Annotated in this window: 9 protein-coding genes; 6 read left to right on the forward strand and 3 right to left on the reverse strand. The window is 71.6% G+C overall.

Going from position 1 to position 11,995, the window contains the following annotated elements; translation table 11 throughout:
- Window positions 1-140: 140 nt before the first annotated feature.
- From AB0G32_RS17615 to AB0G32_RS17630, 4 genes are read left to right on the forward strand one after another with little or no spacing between them, the layout of a single operon-like run.
- Window positions 141-3,902 (forward strand): type I restriction endonuclease, encoded by a 3,762-nt coding sequence (locus AB0G32_RS17615; protein WP_361163543.1) that lies wholly within the window; start codon window positions 141-143, stop codon window positions 3,900-3,902.
- 4 nt (window positions 3,903-3,906) lie between these two features.
- Entirely contained in the window at window positions 3,907-4,725 is an 819-nt protein-coding gene (locus AB0G32_RS17620) for a SprT family zinc-dependent metalloprotease (protein WP_361163545.1), read from the forward strand.
- A 60-nt stretch (window positions 4,726-4,785) separates the two neighbouring features.
- Window positions 4,786-4,989 (forward strand): hypothetical protein, encoded by a 204-nt coding sequence (locus AB0G32_RS17625; RefSeq protein WP_361163547.1) that lies wholly within the window; start codon window positions 4,786-4,788, stop codon window positions 4,987-4,989.
- Window positions 4,990-5,037: 48 nt separating this feature from the next.
- Window positions 5,038-5,346 carry a hypothetical protein gene (locus tag AB0G32_RS17630; RefSeq protein WP_361163724.1) on the forward strand — a complete coding sequence of 103 codons (309 nt, stop codon included), beginning with the start codon at window positions 5,038-5,040 and terminating at the stop codon, window positions 5,344-5,346.
- On the opposite strand, the gene AB0G32_RS17635 is transcribed toward AB0G32_RS17630, so the two are convergent.
- The 3 genes from AB0G32_RS17635 to AB0G32_RS17645 form a co-directional block, all read right to left on the reverse strand.
- Window positions 5,339-5,989 carry a hypothetical protein gene (locus AB0G32_RS17635; protein WP_361163549.1) on the reverse strand — a complete coding sequence of 217 codons (651 nt, stop codon included), beginning with the start codon at window positions 5,987-5,989 and terminating at the stop codon, window positions 5,339-5,341. The two genes, AB0G32_RS17630 and AB0G32_RS17635, sit on opposite strands and share 8 nt — an antisense overlap.
- 128 nt (window positions 5,990-6,117) lie before the next feature.
- Complete coding sequence (locus AB0G32_RS17640) at window positions 6,118-6,822, reverse strand: GntR family transcriptional regulator (RefSeq protein ID WP_361163551.1); 705 nt, start codon at window positions 6,820-6,822, stop codon at window positions 6,118-6,120.
- A gap of 102 nt (window positions 6,823-6,924) precedes the next feature.
- A complete protein-coding gene (locus AB0G32_RS17645; protein WP_361163553.1) occupies window positions 6,925-8,301 on the reverse strand; it encodes an aspartate aminotransferase family protein in 1,377 nt (458 codons plus the stop codon).
- A gap of 209 nt (window positions 8,302-8,510) precedes the next feature.
- On the opposite strand from AB0G32_RS17645, the gene AB0G32_RS17650 reads away from it, so the two are divergent.
- Window positions 8,511-10,313: a serine/threonine-protein kinase gene (locus AB0G32_RS17650; protein ID WP_361163555.1), complete on the forward strand. Its 1,803-nt coding sequence runs from the start codon at window positions 8,511-8,513 to the stop codon at window positions 10,311-10,313.
- A gap of 126 nt (window positions 10,314-10,439) precedes the next feature.
- Window positions 10,440-11,981 carry a substrate-binding domain-containing protein gene (locus AB0G32_RS17655; RefSeq protein ID WP_361163557.1) on the forward strand — a complete coding sequence of 514 codons (1,542 nt, stop codon included), beginning with the start codon at window positions 10,440-10,442 and terminating at the stop codon, window positions 11,979-11,981.
- The last annotated feature ends 14 nt before the right edge of the window (window positions 11,982-11,995 follow it).

Genomic DNA, 11,995 nt, shown 5'->3' on the forward strand with positions numbered 1-11,995 from the left:
GATCGGGTCGGGTGCTGAACGGGATGCCGCCCTGCTGAGTTGGACGCGATCCGGCGCCAGAGAAACGTGAACTCCCCACGGCCCTTGGCCCACAATGGACCCTCACACGTTCACCGCGACGCAGGGGAGGGCGCGGGCGCATGGCTGCGGGTGGGGTCAGGGGAGGGACCGAACGGGTCGAGGCGGAGCGGCCGTTGCTGGAACACCTCAAGGCGATGGGGTGGCAGCACGTCGAGGGTGCCCGGCTGCGGGACGCGGGAGAGCGCGGCGACTACCGGGAAGTGTTGCTGGAGCGCCGGCTGCGGGCGGCGCTGCGCCGGTCGTCGAGCTGGATGAGGAGCGACGCGCACACGGAGCCCGCCGTGTCGCGGCTGCGCGCCGCCGCCCGCCATGTGTCCGCCCAGGCGCTGCCCGAGGCCAACCGTGACGTCACCACGCTGCTGCTCCACGGGGACATGCAACAGGGGCCCGACGACAAGCAGGTACAGGCGAAGTTCTTCGACTGGTCGAGCGAGGCGCTGGAGGGCAGCCGGGAAGAGGTGCTGGCGCGGAACGACTACCTCGTCGTCGACCAGTTCCGGGTGCACGACGCGGACGGGCGGCCGTCCGTGCTGGACCTCGTCCTCTTCGTGAACGGCATCCCGCTCGTCGTCATCGAGTGCAAGTCGCCGGACGTACCCGACCCGATCGGCAAGGCCATACGCGACCTGCGGGCCTACACGGGGCGCCCGCTCGACGACGACACGCGGCGCGGCTCCGGGGCGCCCCGGGGCGTGCCGCACCTGTTCGTACCGGCTCAGTTGCTCGTGGCCGCCGACGGGACGCACGCCGCACTCGGCACGTACTCATCGGACGAGAAGCACTACGCGCTGTGGCGCAGCGTCACGCCGGACTACGGCGATCCGGACCGGCCGGGCGACGACGGCATGGAGGATCTCCGCCGGGAACTGCGCGGTTGGGGGCTACTCGGGCCCGACGAGGCGCCCACCCTCCAGCAGCGGCTCACCGCGCTCGTCCTCGCGCCCGGCAACCTCCTCAACATCGTCCGGCACTACGTCTTCGAGAAGCCGGTCGACGAGGACAGTGACACGGGCAACGGCGTCAGGACCACGGGCCGTCGGGCCCGGGGGAGCGAACCGAAGACGGTCAAGGTGGTCTGCCGCCACCAGCAGTACCGGGCGACCGAGAAGATCGTGAACCGGCTGCGCACCCGGCCCAGCCGCCGCGTCACCGGCGGCGACCGGGACGAGCGGGGCGGTGTCATCTGGCACACCCAGGGCGCAGGCAAGAGCTTCACCATGCAGTTCCTGGCCCGGCGCCTGCACATGAGCCGGGACCGCGAGCTGAACGGCATCACCATCGTCGCGATCACCGACCGTACCGACCTCCAGCGGCAGCTGAAGCGGGCCGTGGCGCTCAGCGGGTCGGACATCCGGGAAGCCACCTCCCGTACGGATCTGGAAGGTCTGCTCCGAAGAGCCGGGCGAGTCGGCGGACGAGCGGTGATCTTCGCGACGATCCAGAAGTTCCTGGGCGACCTGGCGCCGGCCACGGAGGACGCGAAGGACACGGCCGACGGCACGGACCGGGCGCTGGCCGAGGACTTCGAGCAGGCGCGCCGACGGGTCGACGCCGGTGAGGACGCCGAGGAGGTCGCCGATCCCGCGCCGGACGAACGGACGCTGAAGCGGGCCGAACGGATCTTCCCCGAGTGCAGCGACGAGGACCGGGTCCTCGTCCTCGTCGACGAGGCCCACCGCTCGCACACTTCCGTCCTGCACGCCTGCCTGCGCAAGGCCCTGCCCAACGCGGCCCGGATCGGTTTCACCGGCACTCCGCTGATGCAGGGGCGCCTCACCGATACCGGACGCATCTTCGGCCTGGAGCCCAGCGCCGAACCCGGCGGGGACCCCGAGTTCCTCGACACGTACCGCATGACCGAGGCCGAACGCGACCACGTCGTGGTGCCCGTGCGCTACGAAGGACGCGCCACCAGCGCCGAGGTACGCGACAAGGAACGGCTGGACGAGTGCTTCGAGGACCTGATCGAGCCGCTGGACGAGGACCAGCAAAAGCGGGTACGCGAGAAGTACGCCGCGCCCTCCGCGAGGACCGTGGCGGAGTCGGTACCGTTGATCCGGGCGAAGGCCGCCAACATGCTGGAGCACTACGTCACCGGGCCGCTCACCGGGGGTTTCAAGGCCCAGGTCGCCGCGGTGAGCCGACGGGCCGCCGTTCTCTACCGGGACGCGTTCCGGGACGCGCGGGCCGAACTGCTTCGACGGGTCGCCGACTTCGACGACAGTGGGCGGCGTGAGGCTCTGCGCGGCAGGAAGCCGGAGACGTACACCGCTGAGGAACTGCTTCTGCTGCGTGCCTGGCAGTTCCAGGAACTGCTGAGGCGGATGGACTTTGTACCGGTCATCTCCGCCGGGGCCGAGCAGAAGGAAGGGGTGTGGCGTGAGTGGACCGATCCCGAGGAACAGCGCAAGCACATCGCGCGCTTCCTGCGGCCCTTCCCGCAGTTGCCGCCGGACAACCCCTGGGCTGCGCTTCCGCCCGCCGAACCCGACCCGGTGCGGGCCGGGTCCGTGGGCAGCATGAACCCGTGGAGCGATCTGGTGTTCGGCGGAGGCGACGGCTCCCGGAGCAACCGTCGAGGTGACGAAGGAGCACAGCCGCCCATCGCCTTCCTCATCGTCAAGTCGATGCTGCTCACCGGCTTCGACGCTCCCCGCGAGCAGGCGCTCTACCTGGACCGGCCGATCCGCGACGCCGAACTGCTCCAGGCGATCGCCCGCGTCAACCGTCCCGCTCGCAGGAAGCGGGAAGGGCTGGTCGTCGACTACTACGGCGTCCTCAATAATCTCGGTGTAACCCTGGCCGCCTACCGGGGCAACCCGCCCGCTCTGGAATCGCTGCGCAGCATGGCCGACGAGATCCCGGAGATGGGGCGGACGGCCAGTCTGGTCCGCGATGCTCTCACGGCAGCGGGTATCGATCCCGACGGTCTCACGACACACGGGGCTCTCGGCAGCGCTGTGCTCGCGCTGGCCGATCCGACGGTACGCGCCGACTTCGACAACCGGCTGGGTGACTTCCTCGGGGCGGTCGACCGGGTGCTCCCGCACGAGGGTGCGCTGGAACACCTGCACGACGTACGGGCGTGGAGCGTGCTCCAGATGCGTGTGCGCCGCCACTACCGGGACGACACCGGCGGCGGGTTCTCCATGCGAGGCTACGGCCGCAAGGTGCGCGCCCTGATCGCCGACCACCTCCAGGCGCAGGAAGTCGAGCAGAAGATCCCGCCCGTCTCCATCCTCGCTCCCGACTTCGACGAAGTGATCGGCACCCTGTCCGTACGCGAGGCCGCCGCCGAACAGGCGCAAGCACTGCGCTACCACTTGGAAGAGCGTCTGGCGGTCGAGGAACGACCGGTCTACCGGCAACTCTCCGTCGAGCTGGAACGGGTTCTCCAGGAGTTCGCCGGGAACTGGGAGGACATCTCCCGCGAGCTTCTGCCGCTGGTCGACAGGGCCCGGCGGGCGGAACAGACCGATCCCGCTGTCGCCGATCTGTCGCCGATGGAGCGACGGCTGTACGAGCTGATCGGCGAGAAACTGGCGGAGAACGAGGCCCTGGGAGACGCCGCTCCGGAGCGGCTGCGGCAGCTCGTCGCCGAGACGTACGAGGAGATCATCGCGACGGTGCGGCCGGTGTCGTTCGGCGGCCAGGAGCGTCACGTGACACTCCTGGAGTCGCGTCTATACGGGCGGCTGCGCGCAGCCGGACTGCGGGGCTCGGGAGAGAGCCGTGAGGCAGTCAAGCGGCTTGCTTCGGCACTCGCGGGATACGCGACGGAACACCTGACGGAGTTCCGGGCGGAGGCACGGCAACAATAGGTTCATGACCGACGCCCTGCCCAGCGGCCTTCAGGCTCCGTCCGCCGAGCCGGTGCTCACGGAGGACAGGTTTTTGCTGATCGACGGTCGGCAGGTGCGTGTCCGGATCAGCTCACGGCGCCGTCGCCTTGGTCTGACCGTTGAGCGAGACAGGTCTCTGACTCTGCATGTCCCTCATGGGTGCGACGTCCGGCGAGCTGAGCGATTCCTGCGGAGCAGCGCGGAATGGATCGGCGAAAAGACCCGCCTCAGCGATGAGCGCCGGCAGTTGCATCCCGTTCGAACGCTGCGGGACGGGGAGATTCATCGCTACCTGGGACGGGACTATCGGCTCCTGGTCGTGGGGGACGGTGAAGACGGAGGCGAGAGGGCCGGTGGCCTGGCCACGCCCGCTGTGAGACTGGTGGCGGGACGACTACGTATGGAACGCTCCGCCGCCGCAGATCCAACCCTTGCGAAGAAGGCACTCGCCGACTGGTACAGCCGGGTGGGGGCGCGCTGGGCGGGGGGACGACTCCAACCGTGGGCGGCGCGCATGGACGTACCTGAACCGGCCGTACGGGTACGGGACCTCGGCCATCGATGGGGCAGCTACCGGACTGGTCCGAACGACGGGGTCATCGCCTTGCACTGGGCTGCTTTCCAGCTGCCCATCCATCTCGTCGACTACGTCATCGCCCACGAACTCGCTCATGCGCGGATTTCGGGGCACGGCTCCGATTACTGGCGTCTCCTGGGACGCGCGCTGCCGGAGTGCCGGCGGCTGAAAGCAGAACTGGATGACTTGGGCCGACGTGTGTGGATGGGGGACCTCTCGGCGTGACACCCCCCTTATGGCCTACTTCACCGGGTAGTGAGTCGTCCCACGGTGTCGTATCGGAGCATGACCGTTTCCTGTCAGGGTCCCTACGGCGCCGACGGTGCCCCCGGGGACCGCGCGGACCGTGCGGACTGCGGTGACCCGGCCCGGTTCGAGGTCGCCCGGCACGGGTCGGCGCCGCTGCGGGTGTGCCCCGTGCACCTGGGCCCGGCGCTGCTGCTGGCGGCCGGGGTGCGGTGGCCGCCGGGGGTCTCGCTCATCGGGTGACCGGCGCCGATGGGGCATAGCCTGAAGGGGAGGAAGAAGGTGATGGCCATGCGCGTGATGCTCAGGGCGACGCTGGACACCGAGAAGGCGAACGAGCTGATTCGCAGCGGGAAGATGCCCGAGGTGATGAAGGGCGCCATGGACCAGCTCAAGCCGGAGGCGGCCTACTTCGGGCCGCTCGGCGGGCGGCGGACCGCCCTGCTGGTCTTCGACATGGCGGACAGCTCGGACCTGCCCGCCAGCGGGGAACCGTTCTTCACCGAGTTCAACGCCGAGGTCGAGGTCTTCCCGATCATGAACGGCGAGGATCTGGCGAAGGGTCTGGCACAGATCGGCCGGAGCGCCGGCTTCAGCTGAATACGATCATCGACCCCTGCGCCAGGCTCCGGGTGGCCGCCGCGTGCAGCCCCAGCCACACGTGCCGCTCCCGGGCGAACGGGCTCGGATCGTACGGAGCCGGTGCGGCCGGTTCCTCCAACTCGGTAGGTCCGGCGGGCGGTTGGGGAGCCGCCGGGGGGTTGGCCGGGTCGATGCCGAGGGCCGGTGCGACGGACTCCAGTTCGCGCAGCAGGGCGTGCGCGGAGCCGAGTGGACCGCCGCCCGCCAGCAGTTCGTCGTTGGCCAGCGGGTGCGGGAAGTCGACGGGGACGTAGGCGCCGGCGTGGTCGTAGTGCCAGACCAGATGCGACTGCTGGGCCGTCGCCTCGAACATCTCCAGCAACTGCTCGTAGTCGCCGCCGAGTTCGTCGACCGGGGTCACCGGCAGGCCGCACAGCTGGAGCAGATGGGCGCGGCGCAGGAAGTGCAGCGCGTCGTAGTCGAACCCGGCCACCGGGGCGACCTCGCCGGACAGGCCCGGCATGTACGCAAATACCGGTACCGGCGGCAGCCCGGCCTCGGCCAGCACCTTGTCGTACTGCGCGAGTTCCTCGGCGAAGGGGTTGTCCGGGGTGTGGCACAAGATGTCGACGAGCGGTACCAGCCACAGGTCACAGGCCAAAAGAGAACTCCTCACACAGCACGGTGGTGCAGGCAGAGTAATAGGTGCGGCGGATGGGCGGCTCCCCGGCCGGGGGCCCTCGTGCCCAACCCATACCCAGGTGGGCGCCCCCCACCCCGGGCCGTGGGTCATCCGGCGAAGAGCCGCGCCACGACCGTGAGCGAGTGCGTGTTGTACGCCAGGACCAGCGAGCGGGCCGCCTCGGCGTCCCGCTGGACCAGCGCGTCGACCAGTTCGGTGTGCCCGGACCACAGGGTGCCGCGCAGATCGCCGACCCGGCGCAGGTGCTGCACCGTGCACACCCAGCTCTGCACCCGCAGCCGGTGCAGGAAGTCGGAGAGGTACGGGTTGCCGAACAGCGCCGCCAGTTCCCGCCAGAACCGCAGGTCGTAGCCGATCAGCACGGTCAGGTCGCCGGCCCGGGCGGCCCGCTGCGCCTCCTCGCCGCGCCGCCGCACCCCGGCCAGCGCCGCGATCAGCCGCTGCTCGTCGCCCGGCGCGGCGGTCTCCCGGTGGCCGGTGGCCAGGGCGTGAAACATCCCGTCGGTGACCAGGCAGCGGGCCTCGACCATGCCGCGGAAGTCGGCGGCGGAGTACTCGTGGACCCGGAAGCCGCGGTGCTGGTCGGCGTCCAGCAGCCCCTGCGCGGACAGGTTGACCAGCGCCTCGCGCACCGGCGTCGCGGAGACCCCGTACTGCTCGGCGATCTCCTTGACGGTGAACTCCTGCCCCGGCTGGAGCCGTCCGGCCAGTACCTCGTCGCGGAGCGCGTCGGCGATCTGCTGCCGCAGGGTGCTGCGCGTCACGGCACCGTTGCCGCTGGGGCCGGGCATGGTCGGGCGTCTCCTCGTCACGTTCGGGCGGCGTGCACGTTCAGCACGTAAATATGTACGAGAATATGTACGAGCACGCCACCTTACGCGTTCACAGGTGCATCACGTCGTGTACGTGTCGGTGTACGTGTCCGCCACGGACAGTGCCGTGTCCAGTGCCGCCAGCCCCTCCTTCAGTTCGGCCTCGGTCACGTTGCACGGCGGCACCACATGGGTGCGGTTCATGTTCACGAACGGCCACAGCCCGTGTGCCTTCGCGGTGGCGGCGAACGCGGCCATCGGGGCGTTGGCCTGCCCGGTCGCGTTGTACGGCACCAGCGGCTCGCGCGTCTCCCGGTTCCGCACCAGTTCCAGCGCCCAGAACATGCCGGTGCCGCGCACCTCGCCCACGCTCGGGTGCCGCGCGGCCAGCTCCCGCAGCGCGGGCCCCACCACGTCGGCGCCGAGCCGGGCGGCGTGCTCGACGATGCCCTCCTCCTCCATCGTGTTGATGGTGGCGACGGCGGCGGCGCAGGCCAGCGGGTGCCCGGAGTAGGTCAGGCCGCCCGGGTAGGGCCGCTCGGCGAAGGTCGCGGCGATCCTCGCGGAGATCGCCACCCCGCCGAGCGGCACGTATCCGCTGTTCACGCCCTTGGCGAAGGTCAGCAGGTCCGGTACGACGCCGAACAGGTCGGCCGCGAACCAGGTGCCGGTGCGCCCGAACCCGGCCATCACCTCGTCCAGCACGAAGACGATCCCGTACTTGTCGCAGATCTCCCGCACCCCGGCCAGGTAACCGGCGGGCGGCACCATGATCCCGGCCGTGCCCGGAATGGTCTCCAGGACGATCGCGGCGACGGTGGCCGGCCCCTCGAAGACGATGGTCGTCTCCAGGTGCTCCAGCGCCCGCGCGCACTCCTGCTCGGCCGTCTCGGCGTAGAAGCGCGAGCGGTACGGGAACGGCGCCCAGAAGTGCACCACCCCCGCCGCGGCGCTGTCGGACGCCCAGCGCCGCGGGTCCCCGGTGACGTTGATCGCCTGCTGGGTGCCACCGTGGTACGAGCGGTACGCGGCGAGCACCTTCGGCCGTCCGGTGTGCAGCCGCGCCATCCGCACCGCGTGCTCCACGGCGTCCGCGCCGGCGTTGGTGAAGAAGATCTTGTCGAGGTCGCCGGGGGTCCGCTCGGCGATCAGCCGCGCCGCCTCCGAGCGCGCCTCGACGGCGAAGGCGGGCGCGAACGTCGTCAGCCGCGCCGCCTGCTCCTGGATCGCGGCGACCACCTTCGGGTGCTGGTAGCCGATGTTGGTGAAGACGAGGCCGCTGGTGAAGTCGAGGTAGCGCTTGCCGTCGTAGTCCCAGAAGTACGAACCCTGCGCGCCGGCGACGGCGAGCGGGTCGATGAGGTCCTGCGCGGACCAGGAGTGGAAGACGTGCGCGCGGTCGGCGGCCTTGACGGCGGCGCCGGTCCGGGGGTCGGGCCGGTCGTTCTGAGGGGTCATGCGGCCGAGGGTAGGCGGCGGGCGGACGGGGACGGTATCGGCGGGGTGTCTGCGCGCCGGGCCGTTCCACGACAGGCTGTCGACCACCGTACGTCCCCACCGGCACACCAGCTGTTACGGAACCGTCGACGCCGGGCGGCCGTCCCCCTCCCAACCCCGCACTATCCTCGGCCTGTTGCTCACACTCAGGGAAACTCGGGGGCGCGACGATGGAGAAGCTCGCGGCGGGTGATCCGCACCGGGTCGGCGACTACCGGCTGCTGGCCCGGCTGGGCGCGGGCGGCATGGGCCGGGTGTACCTCGCCCGGTCGGACCGGGGCCGGACGGTCGCGGTGAAGCTGGTGCACGCGGAACTGGCCCGGCAGGACGAGTTCCGGGCGCGGTTCCGGCAGGAGGTCGCGGCGGCCCGGCGGGTCGGCGGGTACTGGACGGCACCGGTCCTGGACGCCGACACGGAGGCCGCCGTGCCCTGGGTCGCCACCGGGTACGTCGCCGGGCCCAGCCTCCAGCGGGTGATCGGGCACGACCACGGGGCGCTGCCCGAGCGGTCGGTCCGCATTCTCGGTGCCGGGCTCGCCCACGCGCTCCAGGACATCCACGCCGCCGGGATCGTGCACCGCGACCTCAAACCGTCCAACGTGCTGATCACCATCGACGGCCCCCGGGTCATCGACTTCGGGATCGCCCGCGCGCTGGAGGCCGGGACCGCGGCGGGTCTCACCCACACCGGCGCGCTGGTCGGCTCGCCCGGCTTCATGGCACCCGAGCAGATCCGCGGGGAGCCGCTCACGCCGGCCTGCGACGTCTTCTGCCTCGGCTCGGTCCTGGCCTACGCCGCCACCGGCACGCTGCCGTTCGGCACCGCCGACAGCGGGGTGCACGCCCTGATGTTCCGCATCGCCCAGGAGGAACCGGACCTGACCGGGGTGCCGGAGGGGATCGCCGACCTGGTCGGCGCGTGTCTGCGCAAGGACCCGGCGGCCCGGCCCGCGCTGGGCACGGTGCTGGCCCGCACGGGCGCGCAGGACACCGTCGCGGACGGCCGCTCCCGCGATCCGTGGCTGCCGGGGGCGCTGGTGGCGCAGTTGGGACGGCACGCGGTGCGGCTGCTGGAGGCGGAGGAGCCGGTGGGGGAGCCGGCGGGGGAGACGGCGGGGGAGACGGCGGGTGCGGGTGCGCCCGCGTCGTCGTCCTCGCCTGTGCCGCCGGCCGGGTCCGGGCCGTCGCCCGGGCCGTCGCCCGTGCCGTCGCCAGTGCTCGCACCGCCGCCCGTGCGCTCGTCCGCACCCTCGCGTGAGGCCGCGTACCAGCAGCCGCAGCCGCAGCCGCAGCCGCAGTCACAGCCCGAGCCCGAACCTCAGCCCCACCCGCATCCGCACCCGCATCCGCACCCTCAGCCGTATCCGTATCCGTATCCGGCAGTCCCCCCAGTCGGGCCCGTGCCGCCGCCCCGCCGAGGACCTTCCACCGTGCTGCTGGTGGTGATCGCCCTGGTCGTCGCGCTGGCCGCCGGAGGCTCGGTGTACGCGCTGATGAACGGTGACGGCGCCAGCACCCGGGCCGACGACGGTGCCCCCGCCCCGACCCCGACCGCGGCCGGGTCCGGCACGCCCGAGGCCACCGGCCCGGCCACCGCCGACGACCGGCCGACCACCCCCGCGCCGGACGACGGCGCGGTCCCGGCCGGCTATCTGGGCACCTGGACCACGACCATCGACAACGCCACCGGCACCCACCAGCGGCGGCTGACCATCGAGCAGGGCGAGGTGGGCGACACGGTGCTGTCCCTGGTCGCCGACGGCGACGGGTACCACTGCGTGTTCCGGGCCGAGCTGGCGGCCGACCCCGGCGGCGACGGGCCGGTGCGGTTCGGGCCGTCCGAGGTGACGGTCGGCGAGCCGAGCCAGTCCTGCACTCCGGGTTCGTCCTCCGAGGCCACCCTGCTGCCCGACGGCAGCCTGGAGCGCGTACTGACCAGCGACGGGAAGAAGCTCACTTTCACGCGCGAATGAGCGACGGGCGAACAGCGGGCGAACTGTTGCGCCCGGCGGCGCCGAAGACACTCGCACAGCCATACGGTGACCGGACGACAGAACCGGTCGATCGCACCGGATGACACTCATCGGCGGGGGCCCAGGGTGCAGTGGCTGAGCGCGGAGAATCTGATCGCCGTGGCCACGGCGGTCCTCGGCATCGTCGCCTCGGGCGTCATGCTCTGGTTCGAACGGCGGGTGCCGCGCCGTAAGCGGATCGGTTACCGCGTCCAGATGGACAACCCGATCGGCGACGACGCCCCTTCCGGCCGGCTGGGCCGCCGCCTCGGCCTGTTCGACGAGGCCCCGGGCATGACGGACGCCACCCTCGTCCTGCTCCGCGTCGAGAACGACGGCTCCCAGAGCATCGACCGCGACGACTACACGGGCCCGGAGCCGCACGGCCTGACCGCGGTCTTCACCGACCGCACGATCCGCGGCGTCTCGGTGACCCAGCCGTCGGCCACCGGCCATCTGACGGACCACTTCACCGCCGCCCGCGGCTTCGGCTACGAGGACAACACCCTGCGCGTCCCCCGGGTCCCGCTCAACCGCGGCGACCACTTCAAGCTGCTGGTCCTGCTCTCCGGCGGCGACGTGGGCCGGGAGATCCGGCTGACCGGCGGCCTGCGGGACGGCGAGGTGCACCCCAACCGCAGCGCGACCCCGGACGACACCCCGCCGCTGTTCGGCCGGGCCGCCCGGCTGATCACCATCGTGCTCACGGTGTGCGTGGTCACGCTGGCCGCGATCGTCGTCGCCCAGGACGACACCCGGCCCCCGATCGGCTGCGCGGGCGGCAGGCTGACCCTCATCGGCTCCACGGCCTTCGCGCCCGTGCTGCGGGAGGCGGCCGAGAAGTACGAACGGGACTGCGCGGCGGACGAGCCCGAGATCACGGTGGACCCGCACGGCTCCACCTCGGGCATACGGGAGCTGGCGGCGGCCGGCGAGCAGACGAAGCACGGCTCCCCGCCGCTGGTGGCCCTCTCCGACGGCCCCAAGCCGAGCGGCCTGCCGGACCTGCGGGAGAGCCGGGTGGCGGTGTCGGTCTTCGCCCTGGTCGTCAACGACGACGTACGGCTGCCCGCGGACAACCTCTCCATCGCCGACGTACGCCGCCTGTACAGCGGCGAGATCACCAACTGGGCCGAGGTCGGCGGCCCCGACCTGGCGGTACGGCTGGTCAGCCGGGACGCCGACTCCGGCACCAGACAGGTCCTCCAGCGCCGGGTGCTGGGCCGCGGCGAGGTCGCCAACAGCTCACTGGACTGCGTCCACAAGGACGACCCGTCGATCGGCTTCGTCCGCTGCGAACTCGACTCCACCGACCAGGTGCTGTCGACCGTCGCCGAACTGAGCGGCGCGATCGGCTACAGCGAGCTGAACCTGGCCGCCCACGTCGACGGCGTACGGCTGCTGCGGCTGGACGGCGACCCGCCGTCCGTCGACGCCATCGAGCACGGTACGAACGACTACCCGTACCGCGAGATCGAGTACGCCTACACCTACGGCCGCCCCCCGGCCGACTCCCTGGCCTCCAGCTTCCTGACCTACCTGACCAGAGGCAACGGCCAGGACATCACCCGCACCCACGGCCACGTCCCCTGCTACACCCCGGAGGGCCTCACCCTCTGCGCCGAGTGACGGGGGACGGGGGG

The organism is Streptomyces sp. NPDC023723, from assembly GCF_040639815.1.
Taxonomy (GTDB): domain Bacteria; phylum Actinomycetota; class Actinomycetes; order Streptomycetales; family Streptomycetaceae; genus Streptomyces.